The organism is Shewanella sp. SP1S1-7 (assembly GCF_031932105.1).
Lineage (GTDB): Bacteria > Pseudomonadota > Gammaproteobacteria > Enterobacterales > Shewanellaceae > Shewanella > Shewanella baltica.
Genome location: NZ_JAUOEU010000007.1, coordinates 116,466 through 141,384, shown reverse-complemented (window position 1 = coordinate 141,384; position 24,919 = coordinate 116,466). Strand labels below are relative to the sequence as shown.

The following is a 24,919-nucleotide window of genomic DNA, read 5'->3' as shown; positions in this document are numbered from 1 at the left end:
ACGCCCAACGCCAATACGGTCGACAAGACTAAGAGTGAATCACAGCCATCGAGCAGAAGCTTTATGGCCTTGCTCATCGCGTTAATTCGCCGTGAGCTCAGTGCGCTGTGGCGCGATCCTTGGCAGTTGGCGCTGATCAGTTATATTCCGCTGATCGGGATTTTCTGCCTGTGGTGGCTATTCAGTGCAGGCTTACCGAGACAACTGCCAGTGGCGATTGTCGATCAAGACCACAGTCAATTAAGCCGTATGCTGACCCGTCAGCTGAAGGCTAATCCTGTGACTGAGCCACAAAACTTCACCGATTTAGCCGCGGCCGTGTCGGCGATGCAGCAGGCGAAAGTCTACGCTATCGTGGTCTTTCCCTATGATATGAAAAAAGATTTGCTCACTGGCCACAAGCCCACCATAGATGTGCGCTACAACAGTCAATTTTTGCTGGTGGGTAAGTTACTCTCAAGCCAAATTCAGTTGAGTCTGGGTGATGGTTTGTTGCAAGTTGCGGGCTTAAAACAGCTCGCCAACGGCACGCCTAAATCCCAAGTGGCAGTCAATTTAAGCCCAATCAAAAGCCAGACAACGGCTTTGTTTAATCGAAATAACAACTATATAGGCTTCTTAGTGCCGCCAGTGCTCGTGGCGCTGTGGCAGTTATTATCTATGTTGGTCATGGCCAACAGCTTAAATCGAGAGCTGCATCTCGCGCCCATGACTCAGGTCAATGGCATATCGAATACCTTAACCGAGCATTTTTGGCCTAAGGTGCTGGCGAAATTAGTGTTGCTTACGCCGATATTGATGCTGCAGGGCGGCTTTATTTTAGCTTGGCTGTACTTGTATCTCGCGCTGCCGATGGCGGGCAGTTTAGCCCTATTGCTGTTAGCGCAATTAGTGATGTTGCTGGCGGTCTGGAGTGTGGTGTTATTAATCTTTGTGGTAATGCGTGACAGTGCGCGGGTTATCAGTTTTTGCACAGCCTTATTTGCGCCCGCTTTTGCCTTTATGGGGATCACTTTCCCCACCCATGATATGCCGCAATTGGCGCAGTGGTGGCGATTGATAATGCCGTCGAGCCACTATATTGAATCCCATGTGAGTATCGTCAGTTATGGCGCCGATTGGCCGAATGTGGCGAACCAACTCAGCGGTTATTGGGGCTTTATCTGTTTGCTGCCTTTGATATATTTGTTATCGCGTAAATTACTGCCCATCACGATCACCGCCAATACTATCGTGACTGCATATGACTCGGACGCAGCCTTACCTGCGAAGGGGCAATAGGATGAATATGTGGCGACTGATATTAACTGAACTTAAGGCCATTATTAGCGATAAAGCGATCGCAGTGACCTTGTTTGGTGGTGTGCTGTTTTATTCGATTTTATATCCTTTACCTTATCTGAACCAAGTGCCGACCGAGCAACAACTGATCGTGGTAGATTTAGATCATTCCTCCCTAAGCCGCCAGTTGATCCGCCATGCTGACGCCAGTGCAAAAATCCAAGTCATAGGCCAAGTGGGTTCGATTACCGAGGCGAAGCGTTTTATTGAGACGCGCAAGGCCCACGGCTTACTGGTGATCCCAGAAGGTTTCCGCCGCGACTTAATGCTGGGTAAGGGAGTGACGTTAAGTTATGGCGGTGACGCCAGTTATTTCCTGATTTACTCCGCGGTTGTCGAAGGCTTAGTGAGCGCGGGTATGGACGCGGGCAAGCAAGTGCAATTGATTGGCATGTTGGCCCAAGGCACAAACCCTAAACAGGCTGAGCAGAGTGTCAACTCGATTCACCTCAATAGCGTGCCTGCCTTTAACCCAAGCCTAGGTTATACGCCCTATGTAGTACCTGGACTATTTTTGCTGATCTTGCATCAAACCTTGCTCATAGGCACAGGTATTTTAGGGGCAGGGCAATGGCGCCAGAAAGGCTATTGGCAGCAGGTCTCGCCCTTACAACTCTTATGTGGGCGAATACTCGCCTTCATGTTGATTTATCTCTTTTTTACTAGCTTCTACGTCGGCTATTGCTACCACTGGTATCACGTCAGTATTCAAGCGAGCCTTGGCACAGTGGCATTATGGTTGTTGCCTTTTTTATTGGCTACCGCCGCTGCTGGGGTCGCCATGAGCACCTTGTTTACCCGTCGCGATTTACCGACCCAAGTATTGTTGTTGATTTCAATGCCAATCCTATTCGTGTCGGGTTTTGTCTGGCCGATAGCGCTCATCCCCGAACCGTTAGTATTAGGTTCGCAGTTTATCCCCGCCGTACCCGCGATTATGGGGATGTTAGAACTCAATCAAATGGGCGCAAGTTGGGCGAGTGTGATGCCCAAGTGGCTACAACTCTGGGGCTTATTTGCGGTTTTTTTCGGCTTAGCTATCTTAGGTATTAAGCGCAGAGTGAGATTGTTGGCTGAAGCTAATTAGTTTTGATGGACTCGCGGGACAGAGTATCTCGCGAGTGTTTACTGGGCTTGAACTTTACAGGGGCAGTTTAGGTACTTCTGTAATTAATCTTTAGAAGTAAAGACTTTCTACAATTTTACCATCGACGAGCATATCGCACTTATCGCCTGAGCTCGATTTAGTCGCTTGAATGACGCCGGCAATCGCGCCAAATGCGCCGCCTTGACTGCTGAGCACTGAGCCGAAATAGCATTGGCTAGAAATCTTGAAATCCTTGTATTTACCGCTCAAGTTTTGGGTCGGAGTATAAGGAGGGAAAGTGCCTTTCATAACAGAGTCGCCATTTACTGAGAGTGAAATGTTTTTGCGTTCTGTATCAAAACTGCCACCAAAAACTAAGTTAATACCATCGATTTCAACGGTTTTTTCTTGAGCGATAATAGGTGGTTTTGCGGCGCAGGCGGCGAGAAAACAGCTGCCAATGGCCAGAGAGATTAAAGTAATTTTACGCATGTCATCTTCCTTTTGATGCGATAAAACAAATGAAGCAGTCGCTTCGCAAATTAAACGGCCCCTGTTTAATTTTTTGCCGAACGATTATATCTATATCTGCTTCATTTCCAATAACAAATTTAATACAAATGAACAATTATCCTGTCTTGAGCTTATCCCTGCTTATTCCGTTAAGTTAACTCTCATCGCGCAGATAGCCAGCAAAGTGCCCTTGTTGGGTTGTCTTCTTATTGGTTTTGGGGGAGAATGCGCGCCGAAAAAATGGCCGAGGTACTCAGTATCTCGGTTATTTTTATTTAGAGAGTATGCGTTTTAAAACAATTGAGGCCGGTAAACATCCGGAAATGATATGAGGTTCGGCTGAACCTATTTTAATGAGGACAAATCAATGGGGCTGTTGTGCGCCGAATTTTTGGTCATTGCCGTAAATCAAGTTGTTGAATTAGCCATTAAGCCTAAAGTGCTGATGGTGAGTGACATGCCAAAACCAATTGTAGATGCATGGTTAGCTGTTCAACCCTGTGTGATGGGGGTGTGCTCATGAGTCAACACAAACCGGGTTTGAAGCAGACCCTCAATTTATGGCAAGTGGTAGTGATGGGGCTCGCCTATCTCACGCCTATGGCTGTTTTTGACACCTTTGGTATTGTTTCCGAGATTACCTCTGGCCATGTGGCTACGTCTTATCTATTCGCGCTGGCGGGAATTTTGTTTACCGCGTTCAGTTATGGCCACTTAGTGCGTAAATATCCCTATGCGGGGTCAGCCTACACCTACGCCCAGAAAACCTTTAGTCCGAATGTCGGCTTTATGGTGGGCTGGTCGTCACTGCTTGATTATATGTTTATGCCAATGATCAACATGTTGTTGGCAAAAATCTATTTAACGGCCATGTTCCCCACTGTCGAACCTTGGATCTTCATTTTCGCACTCGTGACCATAATGACCCTGCTCAATCTTAAAGGGATTGATTTGGTGGCTAACTTTAATGGGGTGATAGTGTTTGTGCAGATCGCCATTATCCTCGTGTTTATAGCATTAATGGCCTATAGCATTTCCCTTGGTGAAGGCGAAGGTGCGATTGCGAGCGTACGGCCTTTTTATACCGATAATATGGCGATAGTGCCGTTATTTACTGGCGCCACTATTTTGTGTTTTTCCTTCCTCGGCTTCGACGGTTTGAGCTCGCTGACTGAAGAAACGAAGGATGCGCAGCGTGTTATTCCTCGTGCTATCGTGTTGACTGCCTTGATTGGTGGGGTGATTTTTGTCGGCGTGTCTTATTTCCTTCAGCTTTATTTCCCCGATATTTCCCGCTTTCAACAGCTTGATGCAGTATTGCCCGAAATCGCACTCTACGTTGGAGGAAACCTATTTCAGTCCATCGTATTAGTGGCGACTACAGTAGCCGTGTTGGCATCCGGCATGGCTGCCCACGCTGGCGTTGCACGGATTTTGTATGTAATGGGGCGAGATAACATGCTGCCACGTAAAGGGTTTGCTTATATCCACCCTAAGTGGCGTACCCCTGCATTTAATGTCTTGTTGGTGGGAGCGCTGGCGCTGTCTGCGGTATCATTTGATTTGGAAATGGCCTTAGCCTTAGTGAATTTTGGCGCCTTAGTGGCGTTCACCTTCGTGAACTTAGCCGTCATAGTGCAGTTTTATGTGAGGGAGCGACGTAATCAATCCTTTAAAGATCACCTGCAATACTTAGTGCTGCCCCTGTGTGGCGCGGGTACTATTGGCGTGCTTTGGGCAAACTTAGAGCCACAGTCATTAGAATTGGGATTAATTTGGGCTGCCGTGGGAGCTTTATATCTAGCCCTGCGTAGCTTACGTTTACGCCGAGCAGTAGAGTTACAAAATTAGTTGCTGCATAGGATCATAGAGTCGCAGCTATTGCTAACAACTGACAAGGGTTTGATTGAGGCATCATAGCCTTCTAATAAAACGTCCAACTGAAAAGACCCGCATTCGCGGGTCTTTTCAGTTTGCTTAATCGAGTTTTAAAGCGATGGCACTGTGAAACCTAAGTTGTCAGTGACCACATTTTTAGGGGTTGTGACTTTCAGCGATACACTGGCATTGGCCGATGCCGTAAATTTCAGCGGCGAACCTAGACTGCCTTTCGCATACACAGTATTGGGCACTTCGAAGGTTTTAGGCGCTCCAGCACAATCGACGCAAAGTTCGATACTTGTGTTAGCAGGCATGATTTGATTCGCACTGTCGTGGACATAAACGACAAACTCAGAGCTAGCACCAACGGCGACAGGTTTGATGTTATTCACACTCGGCAATAACACACCGTCTTGCATCACACTGATATAAGCCTGTGAGCCTGACATGCTCATTACTAAAGCTTTGCGGATATAGGTTTTGTTGGCTTGGTCTTTGCCACAGAGTGTGCTTTCGCATTGTGGACCGTTAAATTTACCATCGGCAAAACTATATTCTTTTGCTTGAGTATTCCAAAATGGTTCGGCTGAATTCCTAATGCCATCTTCATTGTCATCCCTAAACGCATCACCTAGATCACTAAAACCACTAGGAAGATAGGCTTCGATGTCCATACCATTGCCTGTGCATTTTTTTGCAACGCCTGAATTCGTTAAACAAGCCAAGTCAGTCACAGGCGTGCCATTGATGTCTTTACTGATATCGGCATCATCAAAGATGTTATTGCCATTGGTATCGAAGAAGGTTTCGTGACCTAAGGCATAAGCGAGAATCGTGATGCGGTGATCGGGTACGCGTGCCGTTTGTGAAGTCCAAACAACGCTACAAGTCCCTTTTTTAGTTAAACATGGAGAGGTTATGCCGCCACCTTCTGTCGTGAAGTTGACAGCAGTATCATCGGGTGCTGGATTGCCAAAACTATCGGAGGCTCGAATGGTGATCGTTGCGGTTTCACCATTAAAGTCACCCGCTTCTGGATTGAATACTGTCGTTGATAGGCTAAACCCAAGCTGTTGCGGCAAGCCGGTATTGACTGTCAGTTGCTCTGACTGGCTAGTGATGACTTCTTTAGTATCAGTATCAACGGCGGTAGCGACCACACGCACAGGTGTGGGGACAGTGCCGGATAATACGCGCACACTGGCGATACCTTGGGAGTTAGTCAGGCTTTGCGCATTCGCAGTGCCATTAGCAAAACTTAAACCACCAACCACAGTGTCTAAGGTAAAGCTGACTTCTTGCTGCGCTGCGGGTTGGCCATTGGCGCTGGTGACTTTGAAGCTGACTAAAGAGGATTCGCTTGCACCAGTGCCGCCCGCACCTTTAATGCGAATTAGTGCTGGCTCTGCTGACTCAAAACTTAAGCTGGCAAGCGTTTGGCGTTGCAGTGTGAACGGGAAATTTGCCGTTAGCGTCTGATTGCCTGCTACTGTCGTGGCGATGATTTGGTCGCTACGTTCACTGTTGCCACTGCAACTTGTGTCTTGGAAGGTTGAGCTCGCATTACCCGATAAGGTCGTAACTGGGGTATCGAGTGTCGCACTATTACTGCTGGTGCAATCTGAGCTAAAGCTGATGGAAGAGGGGGGTTGCACTCGGGTAATAGTACCGTCATTGGCCTCTAAGACTAAACTTGCGGTCACCCCAAAGCTGCCGCCTGCGCTGATCTTATATGCGCCATTGGCATCGGCGGTTAAGGTGCTCGCCAGTTTACCTTCAGTAAAGACAGCGCCATTGAATGAGCCGAGTTTCAGCGTACCTTCTTGATTGACGGCATCTTTACTCAAAACTTCATACAGACTGCTGGTTTGCAACGATTGACCTTGATAGTCCACTGTTACTGTGAGGGAGTTTGCCCCTAATTCAGTTGCACTTGGCGTATAAGGCACCTGGGCAATACCTTGATTGTCGGTTAATGCACTTGCAGGATTCAGCGCTGCAGAGCCGGCGCTGAACGTCACTTTCGCGCCTTCGATGCCGTTGCTTTCGCTATCGAGCAATATGGCTTGCAGTTGTACCGACTCATCGACTTTGAAGCGAGTCACTAAGGCTGAGCTATTTAAAATACTGGCGCTGAGTTTAGGAGCTGCAGGAGAGGTACCATCGCTAGCACTTAAAAACTCAAACTTGCGCGTAGCTGTTAGCGCCGTTGTGGAATCTTTTGGAGTTGTCGTTGCAGTAATTGTCCCTGCATTGACAAGTAAATCAGGATTACTAACGATAATAATGGCTTCACCGTTATTGTCTGTTAGTTTGCTATTAGGTGTTAATACACCAAGGTCTGTCGTAAAGTCGACTTTCTGATAGCTCACTGTAGCGGAGCCTTTCTTTAACTTCGCGACTGCGCAAAAACCTGTGTCTTTAGGGAAACTATGGAGTGAAGTCAAACTGCCGCATTCAGAACCCGATAAGGTTTTAAAGTCGATAGACAGTTTATAGATACCGTCAGTGGCATCTGTGCCACCGTTATCTTCGTCCGCAGGGCCGTTACAGGCCCCGAGTCCAAATAGTCCAATAAAAAGCAAAGCTAGGCTACATAACGTTTTGCTAAGTCGCATAAGCAACATCCTTGTGGGGCTGAAGTTAATTAGTCTTGGATTTCGCTGCGTAGATATTTAAACAGCTCTTTAGATGATTTTGATTCTGGACCTTTGGCCAGTTCTTTGGTGGCTTGACGCACCAAAGTACGCAGTTTTTGTCTGTCTAATTGCGGATAATGCTCAACTAAGGTTTGAATTTCATCATCACCTTGGGTGAGTAAGCGTTCACGCATTTTTTCGAACATCTGCAACTTCGCAGTTTCGTTGTTGTTTTTATTCAACACGATAGCGAGTGAAGCCTTGATAGGCTCAATATCAAAATTACGCATCAATTTGCCGATATACTGCATGTGGCGACGATACGCCTCAGTATTAACCTTGATTTTGCGTGTTTGCAGGATAGCGTCGTACAAAAACTCATCCAGCTCGATTTTATCTAGCTGAGTCTTGCTCAGTGAAACAAGCTCCATACCGACTTTTTGCACGGCTTCACTATCACGCTTGTCAGTTGTTTTACTGCTGACATAATCTTCATCTATGTCGTAGGGCTGTTTAAAATGTTCTGAATCACCAACAATCTTCATATCGATAAAACCTCAAGTAAATAACTGGCTAATAATAACATCTCCAGCCAAAAATCGCCTAGGTGAATGTGCTTAGGATACGCTCTCAAGCCTAAGTCAGCCGCGAATAATTAATGTGAATGGGATTTGTGTTTGTTATGCTACGGCAATTGCCGACAACGAAAGAGTAGCTTTGTGTCTTTGAACAGAATCGATAGTGAATTGGGCGCGCTGAAAGATGCGGTGGCCGTGGCGCTGGAATATGCCAACAAATTAGGAACGAACGCTGCCGAAGTGGCGATCAGTAAACAACAAGGTTTGTCGGTTTCTACCCGTTTAAAAGAAGTTGAAACCGTTGAATTTAATAAAGATGGTGCCTTAGGGATTACGGTTTACCGCGATGGTTGCAAGGGCAGTTCATCGACGTCGGATTTAAGTCCAGAGGCCATCGCCTTAGCGGTGAAAGCGGCCGACGATATCGCCCGTTATACTTCTCCGGATCCATTCAGTGGTCTTGCCGATAAAGCCTTGATGGCAACTCAGATCCGCGATCTTCAGCTGTATTATCCAGAAGATATTTCCCCCGATGAGTTAGCCCAACTGGCGATCCGCGCCGAAACTGCGGCACTCGATGCCGATCCGCGCATTAATAATTCCGACGGCGCCAGTGCCAATGCCCACACTGCGGTTAAAGTGTATGGCAACAGCCACGGTTTCTTAAACGGGTATTGCAGCTCGCGTTATAGCTTAAGTTGCAGCGTGATCGGTGAAGATAGCGAAGGCAATATGCAACGGGATTACGATTACACTATCGCCCGTAAATTCAGCGAGATGCTTGCACCTGAAACGGTCGGTTTAAAGACTGCCGAGAAGACAGTAAGCCGCCTCGGTGCACGCAAGATTGCTACCACGCGTTTACCTATTTTATTAGCGCCAGATATCGCCACAGGGTTAATCGGCCACTTTATCGGTGCGATCAGCGGTGGCAGTTTATACCGTAAATCCAGTTTCTTATTGGATTCGATCAACACCCAAATCTTCCCCGATTGGTTCAATATCGAAGAGCAGCCGCATTTACTGGGCGCACTGGCGAGCGCGAACTACGACAGTGAAGGCGTGTCGACCCAAGATAGACGTATTATCGACCGCGGTATGTTAGAAACCTATTTGCTGACCAGCTACTCAGCGCGCAAGTTAGGCTTAACCAACACGGGTCATGCGGGCGGTATCTATAACTGGACCCTTGGCCACACAGGCCAAACCTTCGACGAATTGGTAAAAGACATGGGCACAGGTTTGATTGTGACCGAAGTCATGGGCCAAGGCGTGAACATGGTAACGGGCGATTATTCCCGTGGTGCGGCGGGTTTCTACGTTGAAAATGGTGAGGTCCAATATCCAGTGGAAGAAATCACTATCGCGGGTAACTTGAAAGAGATGTTCCGTGGCGTGCAAGCCGTGAGTAAGGATTTTGATCTGCGCTCATCGATTCGTACCGGCGGTATCTTGTTATCTGAAATGAAGATTGCGGGTAACTAATCCATAGTCTCACTCGTTCAGCCGTGCTGCATAGCGCTTAAGTCGTCTCAGTGCTTTATTGCCTGTACTCTAGTGTCAGTAGCATGAATGTGGTTTGACCATAAAAAAGGGCAAGCGATTAATCACTTAATCTGCTTGCCCTTTTTGTTTAACGCGCCGATTAGGGCTATTCGCCCTAATCAGCGGTATTGTTACAAATCCATGTCGTTAAAAATCAGTCGTTAAAACGCATAGCTTGCGCTGAGTTCGAACGAGCGGCCTGCACCGGCAATCTGCTTAAAGCCATTGGTATTATCGGCCTTAAATTCCGCCACACTCACACCGCCTAGCGGTAGCTCATAGTAGCTGTCGAATAGGTTATTCACCGCGAAGGTGACAGTCAGATCCTGCCATTTCATGCTGCTGTTTAAGTTAAGCAAGGAGTAGCTATCGGTTTCATTTTCAAGGCGGCGGTCATCCACGCGATCTTTGGTCGCAACCCATTGCCATGAAAGACTGTTTTCCCAGTTACCGAGTTGATGTTGCAGTGCCAGCTCGGTTTGCAGCGGCTTGATTTGATATAAAGGCTCATTGCCTTCATCTCGCTCACCACGGGTCACATTCACTTTGCCTAACACTTGCCATTTACCTGTGCTGGTTTCGGCAAACTGATAGAGCGCATTAAAACGTGCACCATAGAGATTGGCATCTAAGTTAGTGAATTGAAGAATATTGCGTTTGCCATCAGCTGAGCTAGTGCGATTGAAACTGCCAATCACTTCGGCATCGATATAGTCAGTCACCGCTGTGTACCAAGCTGTGGTCGAGACTTGCCAGCTATCACCGTTATATTTGTAGGCTGCGCTCAGGGTGTGGGCAGTTTCTGGCTTTAGATCTGGATTACCCACATAACCATTACCATCGCCATACCAACCTATCATAGTGGTTGCCATAGTGCCGCGACCCCAGCTGTAACGCTCGTACAGATTGGGGGCTCGATTCTTGCGGGCAAGGCCAAACTCAAGTTGTTGATTGGCCGATAACTGATAGCGAGCCAGTAAGGTGGCGTCAATCAGATCATCATTACGCTCTCTGTCCATCTCGTTAAAGGCCTGCGCCGCAGCGGCATCCATATTCGGCATGCCCATCATTGGCATGTCACTATAAGCTTGGACTTCACCTGTATTAGTGGTGACATACTCAAAGCGAACACCCGCCGATAACCACCAGCTAGGGCTCAAATCTTGCTGCCATTCGCCATAAACGGCGGCGCGGCGACGTTCGCCATCATTGATGTTGATGTAGTCATTGGGCGCCATCATAGTGCCAGGCACCGCAGGCCAAACATCGTCGAGCTGGTAGCTATAATATTCTTGGCCGACCAGCAAGGTGCTGTCATCGCCCATTGGCAAGCGCCAGTGCAGTTGATAGCTGTAGTCATCACCTTCAGTGTTCATCGGCATCTTGCCGGTTTTTTCTGGGGTGAAAAAGCCCATCTTGTGCTTCACGCCGTGCCAATTGAATTGGGCACTGAACTCACCGTCATCGTCGAGTTTGAGTTGATAACGGGCGAGGGCACCGTAACTCTTGTTATCCGTCATATCCATGTATTGGTTAGCAAAACCTTGAAATGGAATATTTTGATGGGTCAGTTTGATGGCAACTTGTTGAGTCTCATCGCGCCATGCGGCGGTCAGTGCATGGTTTTGGGCGCGGTACAGGGTATCGATGACTTTATCGCCATTGCCATCTTTATAGCTGTTGGCATCTTCATAGGCGCCTTGATAGCTTAGGCTGATATTTTTGCTGGCAACTGTGGCATTGGTGCCCAGTAGCAAAGTGTCGCTCACGCTGCGGTATCCCGTTGAGATATCGCCGCTATTCCACTTGATGCTATCGCTTTCGCCAAATTTAGGATTAAGGCTGCTGACTTTGATCACCCCCGCGATATTGTCGCCACCCGCGCTGACTGGCGATACACCCGCAATCACTTCGGCTGTGGTGATTTGATTAGCGGAAATATAGGACAGTGGTGGATTCATTTGATTGGCGCAGGAAGCGGTAATGTCCGCACCATCAACTAACACTTTGATGCGATCGCCCATCATGCCATTGAGAATAGGCAGAGCTGATACGCCACCCGCTTCGGAGAAATCTACTCCTTGTCCTTTCAGCAGGTTTTCAGCCGAACCTAACGTGTTGCGGTTTTCGGTCTGTTGGCCGTGGACTTCTAAGCGTTCAATATTGGCTAACTCGCTGTCATCGGCCATTGCCTGTGGCGCTAGCGATAAGCCCATGGCGATTGCGAGGGATGAGGAAATTACTGAAGTTTTAAACGGGTGAGATAAATACGCAGAATTTGCAGCCATCTTATTGTCTTCCATTCACTTGGATTAATTGCGCTGCATTATAAAGAGCATCTAAGAGTGACAGGTGCGGCATATTGTCGCAGAGGGCAACAAAGCGGGTTAAAAACAGAATTGAGCTTGAGCAGAAGGTAAATTCCTCGCACTTGAATCACTTAGGCCATGATTTTCTTTGACTCTTTAAACATTGTGCTCATCAATCATCGATAAGCGTATCAATGGAACCTGCTTTATCGGCCGTTAGAGGTGGGGTGAGTTTTTAAGACTTGAGCTAACCAAAATACTTGCTATACAGCCGCTGAGTTTCGCCTTGGGAATCCATGGCGGCGAGTGCTTTGGCAAACTGGAAAGCTTTAGAATCAGGCGCCAACACTGTGGGATTATTGTCTGGGCTGATGGGGTTGTCGGCGCGATAATTCGGGTTGTGCCTACCGCGGTAGTGACGGCTTTTTTTCGAGAAGCCGAGGTACATTTCCTGCGCAGATTGGCAGCAGTCATAGTGGAGTTTGAACTGAGTGGGGTCGCGATCGTTAAGGTAATAATGCAGTGTGGTTTGATCGTAGATGAAAAAATCCCCTTGGTTTGAAAGCAAATAATCCAAGGCTTTAGATACATTGAGTTCAGGCGGTTTACGTACTTGTATTTTGTCGGGCAGGCCACCAAAGTCGTAACTGCCAGGGGCGATTAAGAGGGTCATCTTGTTGTTGACCAACTGCTCAATCGAGCGAATATCGGCGGCGCCTGCACGGCTAATGCCTATGGCGCGTTGTGAAAGTCCATTAGGGATAAAATGCGCGTATTTAGCCCGATCTTCGGTGAAGTTAAGCCCAGGATAAAAGTCGATATTGCCGAGCTTGAGATCCCGCAGTATGCGTAATTTAGGTGCGCGCACTATATTGAGTTTGCAGCCAATCTTGTCCGCCGCTGCTTGGTAAAGATCGTGATAAAATCCCGTGTTATTGGGCTCATCTCCGATAAAAGGTAAGCGTTCGCTGGTGCGATACCCCATGGTAATCACACAGGCGTCTGAACTGGAAAAGGCATTGGCGAGCGGGGCTTGAAGCGTCATCAGCAAGAGCAGTGCGCCGAGCCAAGGTTGAGCGACTAAGGTGGATTTCAAATTGATCTCCTTATCTGTCGATTACAAAGTGTAACCTGAGTGCCAATAAAGGTTATGGCAAAATCCGTAAACTAAATCTTAAAATTCATTAACTAAATCTTATTGATTATTAAGCTTAATATATTATTTTTGTTTGAATAATCTATCATACTTTCCTACTAGTCAACGCCATTTTTTATGTTGGAGTGCACAAACTCTGTACATCTGATTTGATTGCGTTATAGTTTGCGCTGTTAGGCCATGGGCTTAACTTTCATTAAGCAGTGAGGCATAAAATGACTAAACAAAAACCGCAAAATATGACCTTAGAACACGAAAGTGGCCGAGGCACCATTACCGACAACGCACTTAAAGCGTTAGTGACGAGTCCCTTGTTTAGGACCCGCACCGAGAAAGCCAAAAAGGGCAAAGGGTCATATGACCGTAAGGCACAAAACCGAAAGGGGCATCAGCATAAGGGCGATGCCCCTTTTGACTTTCTAGGTCTGCGCTTTTGCTAATCTGTTGTTTCCCCTGTTTTAGCCCACAGGCTTTAATCCCTCGTTAGTCCTGCCCGTTCCTGCTACTTCCCCAGCCTCAACATCCGTCTTTACGCTTAAATCAGCCTTATTGTCGATAGTCGCTTTCCTTCTGAGAGCTTAGCTTGGAATGAATTGGTACTTTTACCCTGAGCGAGTATGGTGAATGCTTAGAGGGTTCTAGCGAAGGAGATGCGCATGGCACAGCAATATCGAATCGAACACGACACTATGGGTGAGGTAAACGTCCCCGCAGACTGTTATTGGGGGGCGCAGACCGAGCGTTCACGGCAGCACTTTCGTATCGGTGTCGAAGCGTCAATGCCGATTGAAGTGATCCACGCATTTGGCTATCTCAAAAAGGCCGCCGCCATCACCAATCAACAACTCGGCACTTTGACTCAAGCTAAAGCCCAACTGATTGCCCAAGTGTGCGATGAGCTGATTGCGGGCGAACTCGATACGCAATTTCCCTTGGTGATTTGGCAAACGGGCTCGGGCACACAAACTAATATGAACGTCAATGAAGTCATTGCCTATCGCGGCCATGTGCTCTCGGGTGGGCAACTCACCGATGCAGTTAAATGTTTGCACCCCAATGACGATGTAAATCGCTCGCAATCTTCCAACGATACTTTTCCCACCGCCATGCACATTGCTGCCTATCGTCAAGCCGTTGAGCTGGTTTTGCCCTGCATGAAGTCACTACAGCAGAGCTTGCAGCACAAGGCCGAGGAATTTGCGCACCTAGTTAAAATCGGCCGCACGCATTTTATGGATGCGACACCGTTAACCTTAGGCCAAGAGTTTTCGGGTTACGCCGCGCAGTTAAGTTATGCCATCGAAGGCATTGAGCACAGTCTCAAGCGGGTGGCCGAGTTAGCCTTAGGTGCGACCGCCGTGGGCACTGGGCTAAATACCCATAAGGATTACGCCGTTAAGGTGGCGGACAATATCGCAAAACTCACGGGTTTGCCCTTAGTGACGGCGCCGAATAAGTTTGCTGCCCTTGCTGCCCACGATGAATTAGTCGCCCTGTCGGCGGCCTATAAAGTTGCGGCGGTCAGTTTAATGAAGATCGCAAATGATATTAGGATGTTAGGTTCTGGACCGCGCTGCGGCATCGCTGAATTATTACTGCCTGAAAATGAACCAGGCTCGTCAATCATGCCGGGCAAAGTCAACCCGACTCAGGTCGAGGCCATGACTATGGTGTGTGCGCAAATCATGGGTAATGATGTCGCCGTTAGCATTGGCGGCAGCAATGGTCAGTTTGAGCTCAATGTGTTTAAGCCGATGATCATCGCCAATGTGCTGCAATCGGGGCGCTTATTGGGGGATGCTTGTCAGTCGTTTAATGACCATTGCGTGGTCGGCATAGTGGCAAATGAACCTCAGATTGCTAAGCATGTGGAAAACTCACTCATGCTAGTGACGGCGCTGAATCAACATATCGGTTATGAAAAGGCCGCTAAGATAGCCAAAAAAGCCCATAGCGAGCATAAGACACTGCGCCAAGCGGCATTTGAACTTGAGTTGGTGACAGCAGAAGAGTTCGAGCTTTGGGTCGATGCCAATAAGATGTTAGGGCCAGATGCTTAATTCATAACGTCTCAGACTAGCCGTTGATAAATGAGCGAAAGAAATAGTGAGGTGAAACAGTGGAGTAAGGAAGCTGAAGCATTCGCAGTGTTAATGCTGACGAAATGTTAAAAACAAAAAGCGAACCAGAGGTTCGCTTTTTGAGTCATAACCTGTCCTGTATCAGAACGGCTTAGTCTTGGGTGTCAGCGTCGACTACTTCGGCCCACAGATCGTGTTCGTCTGAATGGGTGATGCGAGCACGAACCAACATGCCAGGTTCCAGCTCAGTTTCACCATTGATAAACACCATGCCGTCGATTTCAGGTGCATCGGCGAAGCTGCGGCCAATGGCGCCTTCTTCGTCTACATCATCAATCAGAATATCTAAAGTACGGCCAACGAAACGGGCTAAACGCTCGGCGCTGATCTCGGCTTGGACTTCCATAAATCTGTGGTATCTGTCTTCTTTCACTTCTTCGCTGATAAGCTCGGCGATGGTGTTGGCGACAGCGCCATCCACTTCTGAATACTTAAAGCAACCGACGCGATCGAGGCGGGCTTCTTTTAAGAAATCGAGCAGGATTTCGAAGTCTTCTTCGGTTTCACCTGGGAAGCCGACGATAAAGGTCGAGCGGATCACTAGATCGGGGCAGATTTCACGCCAGCGTTGAATCGCTTCTAACTGACGGTCAACACGGCCTGGACGCTTCATCATCTTGAGGATGCGTGGGCTTGCATGCTGCATTGGAATATCCAAATACGGCAGGATTAAACCTTCGGCCATCAGCGGGATCAAATCATCAACCCATGGGTAGGGATAGATATAATGCAGACGCACCCAAGCGCCCATTTTACCCAGTTGTCGAGCTAGGCTAGTAATGTCTTGCTTGACTGGCATACCGTTCCAAAAATCGGTACGACCGCCTTTGTCTTTGCCGTAGGCCGAGGTGTCTTGGCTCACAACTAAAATTTCTTGCACGCCTGATTCCACTAAACGCTTAGCTTCATCTAAGATGCTGCCCGCATTGCGGCTGTCGAGGTCACCACGTAGTGAAGGAATGATGCAGAAAGTACAGCGGTTGTCACAACCTTCTGAAATCTTTAAATAAGCGTAATGCTTAGGCGTTAACTTAACCCCTGTTTGTGGGATTAATGACGTGAAAGGGTTGTGTTCTGGCTTAGGCACATATTTGTGAACATGCTTCAACACAGCTTCGTAGCTGTGTGGGCCCGTGATTTCTAGCACATCAGGGTGCACTTCACGGATTTGGTTTTCTTTGGCGCCAAGACAGCCAGTGACGATCACTTTGCCGTTTTCTTCTAAGGCTTCACGCACAGCATCCAGAGATTCTTCAACCGCAGCATCGATAAAGCCGCAGGTGTTGACGATAACTAAGTCGGCATTGTCGTAGCTGTTAGTCACTTCGTAGCCGTCGATGCGTAACTGAGTCAGAATACGCTCTGAATCCACGAGGTTTTTTGGGCAGCCCAAAGACACGAAACCGATGCGATTCCCAGTGGTAACAGCATTAGTGCTGGTGGCTTCTAATGTTTTGACTGGGATATCAAGCGTGGTCGTTTGCTTGGGTTTAAAAGTTTCAACTGTCATGGTTTCTCGCTGAGGTATAAGCCGCCTTAAAAAAGATGGCGGATTATACCTGAAGTGATTAAAAGGTACAGTAGCTTTGGCTGAAAAGTGTACAACTGGGGCGCTGAATATGCCAGTTAACCCTAAGGCCTATTTTAGGTGTGGATATAGAAATATCCGCTAGAGATCCGCAGTCGAACCCATAGGGATAAAACGAGCTAAATATTTTTCAGAAAAAATAACCCTTTTTAAAATCCGCCGCGTTTATAGGGAGCAAGAGACAGTTTGTTGATGCTGTTACATATTGGTACAAGTATTGGCACTTTTTACTGATAGCCTAAGCGCTAAATAAGCGACACAGTCGTGTTAACCGTCTCGTTTGAATATGCGTTCTATTTGAAGTGGTTTAGCTATAAGCACATTATTTTGGAGTCAGTTATGAAAAATTCTCTTTTAGCGGTATTGGTGGCGGGTGGTCTTTTTTCGAGTGCGTTTATGGCGCCAGCGGTACTCGCTGCAGAGGTCGATTTCCCCCACATTGAAACCATGGGTGTGAGTCAAATCCAAGTCGAACCCGATATGGCGGATGTGAATGTGGAAGTGGCCGTGACCGAAAAAACCGCTAAAGCCGCCAAGGATAATTCCGATGCCGCCGTGGCTAAGTTTATCGCCCGTCTCACTGCAGCGGGTGTGGCTAAAGATCAGATCCAGAGCGCGAATTTAAATCTTCAGCCGCAATACACCTATGTGCAGGATAAGGCACCAGAGCTGACGGGTTACACCGCCAGTCGTCAAATTACCGTGACGGTAACAGACTTAAGCCGCTTGAATGCAATCTTAGATTCAGCCTTAGAAGAGGGCATGAATCGGGTGAACAACATCGCCCTTAAATCAAGCAAAGAAGCGGAATACGTCGCCAAGGCACGCCAAGCCGCGATTGTGGATGCTAAACAAAAAGCCGAGTCTTTGGCTAAAGGCTTTGGTGAAAATCTCGGCAAGATCTGGCAGATCCGTTATTACGATCAACGCCCTGTGCAACCAGTGATGTTACGCATGAACGCGAAAGCCGATGCTATGGGCGCCGCCGAGAGTTATCAATATGGTCAAGTGAGCATAGAAGATAGAGTTGAAGTGATTTATAAGTTGAAGTAGTCAGTGTTGAAGTAATAAGTGCTGAAGAATAGAAAAGGGCAGACTTAAATCGAGTCTGCCCTTTTTGTTCGCCAGTTCTTATTGGCTGCCGCTAGGGTTACATCTTCCAGCTTACAGTTGCACTATAGTTGGCTGGTGCACCGTAGAAACCTTGGGCCCAATAGAGGCTGTTGAGGTATTTCTCATCGGTGATGTTGTTGGCGTTAACGGTCAGGCTAACATTGTCGGTAAATGCGTAGCGCGCCATCAAATCGACGATAGCATAGGCATCTTGTTTCGTGATAATAGGGTCACCCGCATTGGCAAAACCATCAGCAACTACGTCATCCTGTGTGCGAGAGATATCATCCTGCCAGCGCATGTTAACACCAAAGCTTAAGCCTTCGAGTTGCTCAAATTCATAGACGGCACTTAACTTAAATAACTTACTTGGCGTGTATTCTTTTACCAGTTTGGCAACATCATCGCGGCCATTAATGTTGAAGTCGGTATAACCTAAGCTCACTTGTAAGCCCGGATAAACTTCCCCCGCGATATCCAATTCGTAACCTTTGCTATTGATCCCATCACCAGCAATAAAAATCGTGTTATCAGGATTGCTGTTGAGTGGAACAGCCAAGTTCACTTGTTCTACATCGAAGTAGGCGAGGCTGGCGATTAACTTACCATCAAATAATTCGCTCTTTAAACCGACCTCACGGCTTTCGCCTGTCACTGGGTCAATTAATTGATTGTTAATGTCTCTTTTAATTTGTGCGAGGAAGGTTTCAGTATAGCTAGCGTAGGCGACCAGTTCGGGCATAAAACGATAGACAAGCCCTAGGTAAGGGATGAAATCTTGTGCATCGGTATCCCGTGATTCACCGTAGGACTCACCTTCTGCTTCCCATTGGTTAAAGCGGCCACCAGCAATTAAGTGCATGTCTTCAAACAAATTAAATCGTCCAGTGAAATAAGCGGCTTTTTGGGTTGAGTTAACATCGCTCCCCAATGGACTGTCGGCAAAGGTGGGATAGGGCGTATTGCCCTCCCACGTATTGAGGTCTGGCATGGCAGGGAAACCATTGCCTGTGGTGTAGTCGTAGAGTGAGTGTTCTTGTTTGTCTGAAGTCGAGTAGTTAAGGCCAAAAACTAACTGGTGATCACGGCCAAACAGATTGATATCGCCCTTAACGTACACATCGGCCAAATCGCTGCTTTCTGTTGCATCATATTCACTGCCGTAACCGGTTAGACCTCGCTCTGTGGTTTTATCTGGTGTGCCATAAACATAAAAAAGCTGGGTGTCTTCATCGGTTGATTTATGCGAGTAAGTCGCACGCAGGTGCCAGTCATCGTTAAAGTAATGACTTAGCTCAACCACAGTGTTGTGCTTCTCAACTAGCCATGATGACCAATTGGCCGAGGTGCTAGTAGAGCGATCATAATTGGTCGCGCTACCGTCGGTATAATACAGCGGCAGTGCACCCCATAGGCCACCATCTGTGTCATTTTTAATGTAAGCATGGCTGAGTGAAAGAGTGGTGTTATCGGATAATTGTGCCTCAAGCATGGCATACAGGACATTCTTGTCTTGTTGATAGCGATCAAGATAGGAGTCTTGAACTTGCTTCACCGCCACCGCTCTGGCCGCGACTTTTTCGCCCAGATTCACAGTGCCATCGAGTTCAAGGCGAGCATTGTCAAAACTGCCGTAGCTGGCATTAATATTAAGTTGATTGTCTGCCGTTGGGCGCTTACGAATAAAGTTTACCGTAGCAGAGGGATTGCCTACTCCTGTCATTAAACCATTGGCGCCGCGGATCACTTCGACGCGGTCATAAATGGCGGTATCTTCGTCAGAATGGTTACTGCCGGAACTTAATGGTAGGTCGATACCATCAATCTGGAAATTAGTGATATCAAAGCCGCGGGCCGTGTAATAAGTACGGTCAGTCTCGATACGTTCAACATTGACACCCGTCGCTGTATCTAAAACTGTGTTGATATTAGTGAGTTGGAAGTCGCTCATTTGCGCGCTGGTAATCACAGAGACAGATTGCGGAATATCACTGATTGGCAATTCTAATTTTGAAGCACCACTGGCGGTACTGGCGTTGTAACCTGCAATATAACTGCCTTTGACTTCTATTTTTTCAATTTTTTTATCGGCATTTTCATTGGGAGCGGCATCATCGGCATAGCTTGGCATAGCTGTAGATAGCGCAATGATTATTGCTGAATAGAGTGTGGACAAGCGCAGTGTGTTCATCATTAAGCCTGATATTTTGGGGGGGGGATGGAAAAGTGAGCACAATATAACGTAAGCGTACGGTTAAGTTAATGATATTCGTTATCATTTACATTTGTTAAATTTTGCAGGTTAAACTCGCGAATACTACTTAAGCCTGATTTACCTTGTGGTCTGCGTGGGTGAGGTAAGTGCTCATGATGAAATACCAACACCTTGTGGTGAAAGATTTTATTAACATGATGAACAGTAAAAACTGGCAAATTTAACCATTTATCCTCACACTAGTAAGGTGATGTTTAGGAGGCCGTTTATGGATTTTCCCGCTCAAATAAAGCAACAAACTTGCATGGATTGCTTAAGTGGTAAGTCATTAGGATTTGAAATTCGAATGGCATTTCAACCTATCATTCATTGGCCTAGTCGTGAGAACCACGGGTATGAGGCACTTGTCCGTGGGCCCAATGGAGAGGGCGCTGGATGGGTGTTTGAGCGGATTAACGAAAGCAACAAATACTATTTCGATCAGGCCTGCCGAGTTAAAGCGATAGAAACCGCCTCCAAACTGGGACTCGATAAGATGCTCAGTATCAACTTTTTACCTAACGCCGTATATAACCCTGAGACCTGTATCCGCGCGACGATTGAAGCCGCCGACATGTATGGGTTTGATATTCACAAAATCATGTTCGAAGTGACAGAGGGTGAGCAAATTGTCGATCGGGCGAAATTAGTCCGCATCTTCGAGAGTTATGCTAAGCGTGGTTTTATCACGGCAATCGATGATTTTGGCAGTGGTTTTGCTGATTTAAGTTGGTTAGATGCCCTGCGTCCCCAAGTGCTAAAACTCGATATGACTTTGATCCGTGATATCGATGTCGATAAAGAAAAACAGCAGGCAGTGGATGAAATACTGCGTATTTGTCTAGAACTTAATACAAGAGTCTTGGCCGAAGGCGTTGAGAGCGAAGCCGAACTGAATTATCTCGCTGGAATCGGGATTGAGTATTTTCAGGGTTATTACTTTGCTAAACCTAAGCTCGAATATTTAACTACCTATGAAGAGCTGAACTTTCAAGCGCCATAGTCGTGCTCGTTCAACATCTTAACCTATCTGGATCTTCTGCTTTGTGCGTTCACCATAGAATCTAAAATGGCGATATCGACACATCTGACTAAGCTTACTCTGACTCAAACAAAGGAGGTGTTATGAAACAATTTACAGCTTTAACCCTATTGGTATCTTGTTCCCTGTTGCTTGCTAGCCCAGTATTTGCCCACGGTGAAATCGGTGAACCCTCGGATGGCGCCAAGGGAATGGCAGGTGCCATGGGCACCATAGAATTTAAACCCTCAGATTGGCAAGAGAATAAACAGAGCTGGTGGAAGGACAGTGATGGTGTTGCACCCGGTGTTGCCGGTTGCCATGTCGGTACCGATGCACAAGGTGTGCCTAATGGCAGAATGTTTGGTGAGGCGTGTTTGCCCGATGGCTTGTTAGTCGAATCCAATCCCGGCAAAGATGTGATACACGGTCACAGTGACGACTTAGGTCATCCTGATACCTTTGACTGTAATGCTTGGTGTGTTGGCGAAGGTAAAACTGCGGGAATGTGTGAAGTGGCCGCTGCGCCGCCTTGTGAGCAATCCGCGAGATGCGCCTGCAAGTAGTTAATCGCGAGTGTGAGCTCGATGTGTGTTGTGAGTTCACTGCGATTTCATTTCTTTGGCTAACATATTCTTCTGCTGGTGATTATCGCGCTTAGCGCCTCTCCTACCCAACATACTTATTTGAATCCTTGAGTGCACAATTGGCCGCTTTAGCTTTAGCCGTACTTAGCTGTGGGGCAATTGTTTGTTTCTGATATCGGCTAATTGATATATCATGCGCCACCTAAAATTGCCCTTGTTACCTATTCGCTACTATGTCTTCCAACGCGCTCTATACCGATTTATCCGGCTATTACGATTTAATGTGTTCTGATATTAACTACCAGCAACAGAGTGCGAGCATTCATCGTCTGCATCAGTTCCTTGGCAATAACGGTAAACAACACCTTGATTTAGCTTGTGGTACGGGTCCGCATGTGCGGCATTTTATCGATCTTGGTTATCAATGCAGTGGCCTCGATATCAATCAGCCCATGCTCGACATGGCCATGCGCCGTTGTCCAGAAGCTCAGTTTAACCTGCAAGATATGACAGCTTTTTATTTAGAAGAGCGCGTCGACTTGATTACCTGTTTTTTATATTCCATCCACTACAGTGCTTGTATCGAACGACTTAAAAGTTGTATCGCCAGTGTGCACAGTGCGCTCAATGACGGCGGATTGTTTTGTTTTAACACGGTCGATAAACACAGAATCGATAACACGGCCTCGGTTAAGCATTTTGCCGAGTTTGATGGTAGTCATTTCGCCTTTGAATCCGGTTGGCATTACAGTGGTCAAGGCGAGAAACAGTCCTTAAAGTTGAGTATTGCCAAAAGCAGTCTGCCGTTTACTGAGGTGTCGGCTTCGCCTTTATCAGTCTCTGATATGAAAGGTTTAGGCTCGCTGGAAGCGGGGTTACACGCCGCAGGTTTACAGGAAGTTGGCTTACAAGAAGTTCACAGCATTGAGCAATGGCAAGATCAACATGCCATGGTCGCGACCAGCTTCACAGAACTGCAGGAACTGTTAGCCCCCTATTTTGAAGTACATGTTTTCGAACATGATTATGAAAGAATCGTCCCGTGGGATCTCGCATCCGGCAACGCGCTGTTTGTCTGCGTGAAGATTTGACCTTGGGTTGAAGGTTGGGCAATTGGGCAATCGTCTTCGAACTTCGTTTGAACTTTCATTCTTTTAACAAGAAAGTCAAAGTCGTTGGGCTCCACCCGTGATAATTCATTAAGCGCTGACCAAAAGGGGAGAAGTACCTGTTCTCTTTTTGGCTTATTTGTAAAATATGGCCGGCATTCTCAACGGATTTGAAAGCCCTTTGGCTCATAGCTAAAGGGCTATGGCTTTCGAAGTCCTCGCTTTACATCCATGTAAAATACTCCTGTTCGGCAATCCTCGTCTCTCGCTCACAAGCCAGAAAAACACCGATTTTTATTTATCTTGTGGCAACTCTGAGGGAAGGTGTATTTCTGGGTGATAAGTACTGATGTTTAAATATGTTAGATATATAAGCCCTACTTGTCCGATCATTTTGTCCCCTTAAGCAAACCGCATTTAAACTAGCCAAAAGCGGGATTGGATCACGAAATCAAACCATCGCCAATGAAAGGGACAAAAGTCCGTTTCTTAGCCTTGATTATTGAGTATTTTCATTATCTCAATGTTTAACGGATAAAAAGGATCGCTATATGGACATTATTTCATGGTTTAGTATCAACAATACCTTTGTTAATATTCCCCTGGGCAGTGGCTATGCCATGTCATGGATTGAAATGGTTGGCACTGTATTTGGTTTATTGTGTATTTGGTGTGCAAGCAAAGAGAAAACGATTAACTATTTTTTTGGTTTAATTAATGTGACTTTGTTTGCAATCATCTTTTACCAAATCCAACTATATGGATTATTAATTCTGCAATTATTCTTTTTTGTCGCCAATATCTACGGTTGGTATGCGTGGACTCGTCCCAATACTATTGATGGCGAATCACTACAAGTGCGTTGGCTATCTAAACAAAAACTGCTCATTACTGGCGTAGTGAGTATTGTCGCTATTTGTTTGATGACTATCTTCATTGACCCTTTCTTTGCAGCGTTAGCTAAAATCGCCACTAACACACTCAACGCCTTCGGAAATGATATCGTCCTTAAACCTTTAGATCCTGATGCCTTCCCGTTTTGGGATGCCACAATGACTGTATTGTCAGTGGTCGCGCAAATTCTCATGACCCGCAAGTATGTTGAAAACTGGATTCTGTAGGTTGTGATAAACGTGATTAGTGTTGGTGTGTATGCTGCGCAAGGTGTTTACGCCATGTCTATCGAATACGCAATTCTGCTATTCATCGCATTGAATGGCACGCGAGTATGGATGGCAACTGCAAAGTCTAACCAAGCCAAATCCTCAAAGAAGGCGGTGCTATGAACCTACAACCACACATTGCCGTCAGTGCTGACGATATAGCTTCTAGAGTGATTGTGTGTGGTGATCCTGCTCGTGCAGCGCGTATCGCGGGTTGGTGTGAAAACGGCAAACAAGTTGCCAGTAATCGTGAGTTTCAGTTATTTAATGCACGATTTAACGGTATAGATGTCACGATTTGCAGTACAGGTATAGGCGCTGCTTCAATGCTGATTGCATTAGAGGAGCTTAAACAGTGCGGAGTTACTACCATCATTCGTGTTGGATCTGCAGGAGCGTTGCAACACAATATTGGCCTAGGAGAATTGATTATTGCCGAAGGGGCTGTTCGTGACGAAGGGGGCTCCTTGAGCTACCTTCCTGCATCCTACCCTGCTGTAGCCGATCATGCCTTAGTTGCGGGCTTACTTAGTGCAGCTAAGCAACTTCAAAGTAAATATTACTTAGGCTTAGTGCGTTCCCATGACAGTTTTTATACCGACCAAGAGACGGAAATTTGTGAGTTTTGGCACCAGCGTGGTGTACTTGCTGCTGACATGGAAACCTCTGCACTGTTAACGGTCGGGCGTTTCCGTGGTTTGCAGGTTGCATCCATTCTTAATAACGTTGTTCTATTTGAGCAGGAAGTTAAAGAAGGTATTGGTCAGTTTAAACAAGTTAACGGCAGTATGATTGAGGGGGAAAAGCGTTCAGCAATGATTGCGTTGCAAGCGCTAACAAGCCATAGGAGTTAACTTCAACAATCGTAGTCAATGGCGCGCTACTCTATCGATG

At 46.9% G+C, this 24,919-nt stretch carries 20 protein-coding genes; 13 read left to right on the top strand and 7 right to left on the bottom strand.

Annotation, left to right across the window (positions count from 1 at the left end):
* Positions 1-63 precede the first annotated feature (63 nt).
* Together Q4Q49_RS08140 and Q4Q49_RS08135 are read left to right on the top strand one after the other, a co-directional pair.
* Positions 64-1,281 carry an ABC transporter permease gene (locus Q4Q49_RS08140; RefSeq protein WP_172481251.1) on the top strand — a complete coding sequence of 406 codons (1,218 nt, stop codon included), beginning with the start codon at positions 64-66 and terminating at the stop codon, positions 1,279-1,281.
* 1 nt (position 1,282) lies between these two features.
* Positions 1,283-2,428, top strand: a complete 1,146-nt coding sequence (locus tag Q4Q49_RS08135) for an ABC transporter permease (RefSeq protein ID WP_311999089.1) — start codon at positions 1,283-1,285, stop codon at positions 2,426-2,428.
* A gap of 90 nt (positions 2,429-2,518) precedes the next feature.
* Here Q4Q49_RS08135 and Q4Q49_RS08130 read toward each other — a convergent pair whose 3' ends face one another.
* Complete coding sequence (locus Q4Q49_RS08130; RefSeq protein WP_220776333.1) at positions 2,519-2,920, bottom strand: hypothetical protein; 402 nt, start codon at positions 2,918-2,920, stop codon at positions 2,519-2,521.
* Positions 2,921-3,308: 388 nt separating this feature from the next.
* Here Q4Q49_RS08130 and Q4Q49_RS08125 point away from each other — a divergent pair, with 388 nt between their 5' ends.
* Both Q4Q49_RS08125 and Q4Q49_RS08120 read left to right on the top strand, forming a co-directional pair.
* Positions 3,309-3,464 (top strand): hypothetical protein, encoded by a 156-nt coding sequence (locus tag Q4Q49_RS08125; protein WP_311999088.1) that lies wholly within the window; start codon positions 3,309-3,311, stop codon positions 3,462-3,464.
* The gene (locus Q4Q49_RS08120) at positions 3,461-4,792 is read left to right on the top strand and encodes an APC family permease (protein ID WP_311999087.1); all 1,332 of its coding nucleotides are present in this window, start codon (positions 3,461-3,463) and stop codon (positions 4,790-4,792) included. Before Q4Q49_RS08125 ends, Q4Q49_RS08120 begins: the two co-directional genes overlap by 4 nt.
* Before the next feature lie 137 nt (positions 4,793-4,929).
* Here Q4Q49_RS08120 and Q4Q49_RS08115 read toward each other — a convergent pair whose 3' ends face one another.
* Positions 4,930-7,440 carry an Ig-like domain-containing protein gene (locus Q4Q49_RS08115; protein ID WP_311999086.1) on the bottom strand — a complete coding sequence of 837 codons (2,511 nt, stop codon included), beginning with the start codon at positions 7,438-7,440 and terminating at the stop codon, positions 4,930-4,932.
* Positions 7,441-7,469: 29 nt separating this feature from the next.
* Positions 7,470-8,006 carry a ribosome biogenesis factor YjgA gene (yjgA, locus tag Q4Q49_RS08110; protein ID WP_011847919.1) on the bottom strand — a complete coding sequence of 179 codons (537 nt, stop codon included), beginning with the start codon at positions 8,004-8,006 and terminating at the stop codon, positions 7,470-7,472.
* Between the two features lie 174 nt (positions 8,007-8,180).
* Between yjgA and pmbA the strand changes: the two genes are divergently transcribed.
* Entirely contained in the window at positions 8,181-9,524 is a 1,344-nt protein-coding gene (pmbA, locus tag Q4Q49_RS08105; protein WP_311999085.1) for a metalloprotease PmbA, read from the top strand.
* Positions 9,525-9,745: 221 nt separating this feature from the next.
* Here pmbA and Q4Q49_RS08100 read toward each other — a convergent pair whose 3' ends face one another.
* The gene (locus Q4Q49_RS08100) at positions 9,746-11,872 is read right to left on the bottom strand and encodes a TonB-dependent receptor domain-containing protein (protein WP_311999084.1); all 2,127 of its coding nucleotides are present in this window, start codon (positions 11,870-11,872) and stop codon (positions 9,746-9,748) included.
* A 268-nt stretch (positions 11,873-12,140) separates the two neighbouring features.
* Positions 12,141-12,989, bottom strand: coding sequence for a transporter substrate-binding domain-containing protein (locus Q4Q49_RS08095; RefSeq protein ID WP_311999083.1), 849 nt, complete (start codon positions 12,987-12,989; stop codon positions 12,141-12,143).
* Between the two features lie 275 nt (positions 12,990-13,264).
* On the opposite strand from Q4Q49_RS08095, the gene Q4Q49_RS08090 reads away from it, so the two are divergent.
* Positions 13,265-13,489: a ribosome alternative rescue factor ArfA gene (locus Q4Q49_RS08090; protein ID WP_006087026.1), complete on the top strand. Its 225-nt coding sequence runs from the start codon at positions 13,265-13,267 to the stop codon at positions 13,487-13,489.
* Between the two features lie 216 nt (positions 13,490-13,705).
* Entirely contained in the window at positions 13,706-15,109 is a 1,404-nt protein-coding gene (fumC, locus tag Q4Q49_RS08085; RefSeq protein ID WP_311999082.1) for a class II fumarate hydratase, read from the top strand.
* Between the two features lie 172 nt (positions 15,110-15,281).
* Here the strand turns inward: fumC and rimO are convergent, their stop codons facing one another.
* Entirely contained in the window at positions 15,282-16,700 is a 1,419-nt protein-coding gene (gene rimO, locus Q4Q49_RS08080; RefSeq protein WP_311999081.1) for a 30S ribosomal protein S12 methylthiotransferase RimO, read from the bottom strand.
* Positions 16,701-17,117: 417 nt separating this feature from the next.
* Here rimO and Q4Q49_RS08075 point away from each other — a divergent pair, with 417 nt between their 5' ends.
* Entirely contained in the window at positions 17,118-17,831 is a 714-nt protein-coding gene (locus tag Q4Q49_RS08075; protein WP_311999080.1) for an oxidative stress defense protein, read from the top strand.
* A 97-nt stretch (positions 17,832-17,928) separates the two neighbouring features.
* Here the strand turns inward: Q4Q49_RS08075 and Q4Q49_RS08070 are convergent, their stop codons facing one another.
* Positions 17,929-20,082: a TonB-dependent siderophore receptor gene (locus Q4Q49_RS08070; protein ID WP_311999122.1), complete on the bottom strand. Its 2,154-nt coding sequence runs from the start codon at positions 20,080-20,082 to the stop codon at positions 17,929-17,931.
* Positions 20,083-20,374: 292 nt separating this feature from the next.
* Between Q4Q49_RS08070 and Q4Q49_RS08065 the strand changes: the two genes are divergently transcribed.
* The 5 genes from Q4Q49_RS08065 to Q4Q49_RS08045 all read left to right on the top strand — a co-directional run bounded on the left by Q4Q49_RS08065 (position 20,375) and on the right by Q4Q49_RS08045 (position 24,879).
* A complete protein-coding gene (locus tag Q4Q49_RS08065; RefSeq protein ID WP_311999079.1) occupies positions 20,375-21,148 on the top strand; it encodes an EAL domain-containing protein in 774 nt (257 codons plus the stop codon).
* Positions 21,149-21,270: 122 nt separating this feature from the next.
* Positions 21,271-21,732 carry a hypothetical protein gene (locus tag Q4Q49_RS08060; RefSeq protein ID WP_006087020.1) on the top strand — a complete coding sequence of 154 codons (462 nt, stop codon included), beginning with the start codon at positions 21,271-21,273 and terminating at the stop codon, positions 21,730-21,732.
* A gap of 254 nt (positions 21,733-21,986) precedes the next feature.
* Entirely contained in the window at positions 21,987-22,844 is an 858-nt protein-coding gene (locus Q4Q49_RS08055; protein WP_311999078.1) for a methyltransferase domain-containing protein, read from the top strand.
* A 569-nt stretch (positions 22,845-23,413) separates the two neighbouring features.
* Positions 23,414-23,983: a nicotinamide riboside transporter PnuC gene (pnuC, locus tag Q4Q49_RS08050; protein ID WP_409373167.1), complete on the top strand. Its 570-nt coding sequence runs from the start codon at positions 23,414-23,416 to the stop codon at positions 23,981-23,983.
* A gap of 161 nt (positions 23,984-24,144) precedes the next feature.
* Positions 24,145-24,879: a nucleoside phosphorylase gene (locus tag Q4Q49_RS08045; protein ID WP_006087017.1), complete on the top strand. Its 735-nt coding sequence runs from the start codon at positions 24,145-24,147 to the stop codon at positions 24,877-24,879.
* The last annotated feature ends 40 nt before the right edge of the window (positions 24,880-24,919 follow it).

Bases quoted from the DNA above. Each gene is read 5' to 3' on its own strand.
- Q4Q49_RS08140 (WP_172481251.1), top strand. From the start codon at position 64: ATGGCCTTGCTCATCGCGTTAATTCGCCGTGAGCTCAGTGCGCTGTGG.
- Q4Q49_RS08135 (WP_311999089.1), top strand. From the start codon at position 1,283: ATGAATATGTGGCGACTGATATTAACTGAACTTAAGGCCATTATTAGC.
- Q4Q49_RS08130 (WP_220776333.1), bottom strand. From the start codon at position 2,920: ATGCGTAAAATTACTTTAATCTCTCTGGCCATTGGCAGCTGTTTTCTC.
- Q4Q49_RS08125 (WP_311999088.1), top strand. From the start codon at position 3,309: ATGGGGCTGTTGTGCGCCGAATTTTTGGTCATTGCCGTAAATCAAGTT.
- Q4Q49_RS08120 (WP_311999087.1), top strand. From the start codon at position 3,461: ATGAGTCAACACAAACCGGGTTTGAAGCAGACCCTCAATTTATGGCAA.
- Q4Q49_RS08115 (WP_311999086.1), bottom strand. From the start codon at position 7,440: ATGCGACTTAGCAAAACGTTATGTAGCCTAGCTTTGCTTTTTATTGGA.
- yjgA (WP_011847919.1), bottom strand. From the start codon at position 8,006: ATGAAGATTGTTGGTGATTCAGAACATTTTAAACAGCCCTACGACATA.
- Q4Q49_RS08100 (WP_311999084.1), bottom strand. From the start codon at position 11,872: ATGGCTGCAAATTCTGCGTATTTATCTCACCCGTTTAAAACTTCAGTA.
- Q4Q49_RS08090 (WP_006087026.1), top strand. From the start codon at position 13,265: ATGACTAAACAAAAACCGCAAAATATGACCTTAGAACACGAAAGTGGC.
- fumC (WP_311999082.1), top strand. From the start codon at position 13,706: ATGGCACAGCAATATCGAATCGAACACGACACTATGGGTGAGGTAAAC.
- rimO (WP_311999081.1), bottom strand. From the start codon at position 16,700: ATGACAGTTGAAACTTTTAAACCCAAGCAAACGACCACGCTTGATATC.
- Q4Q49_RS08075 (WP_311999080.1), top strand. From the start codon at position 17,118: ATGAAAAATTCTCTTTTAGCGGTATTGGTGGCGGGTGGTCTTTTTTCG.
- Q4Q49_RS08070 (WP_311999122.1), bottom strand. From the start codon at position 20,082: ATGAACACACTGCGCTTGTCCACACTCTATTCAGCAATAATCATTGCG.
- Q4Q49_RS08065 (WP_311999079.1), top strand. From the start codon at position 20,375: ATGGATTTTCCCGCTCAAATAAAGCAACAAACTTGCATGGATTGCTTA.
- Q4Q49_RS08060 (WP_006087020.1), top strand. From the start codon at position 21,271: ATGAAACAATTTACAGCTTTAACCCTATTGGTATCTTGTTCCCTGTTG.
- Q4Q49_RS08055 (WP_311999078.1), top strand. From the start codon at position 21,987: ATGTCTTCCAACGCGCTCTATACCGATTTATCCGGCTATTACGATTTA.
- pnuC (WP_409373167.1), top strand. From the start codon at position 23,414: ATGGACATTATTTCATGGTTTAGTATCAACAATACCTTTGTTAATATT.
- Q4Q49_RS08045 (WP_006087017.1), top strand. From the start codon at position 24,145: ATGAACCTACAACCACACATTGCCGTCAGTGCTGACGATATAGCTTCT.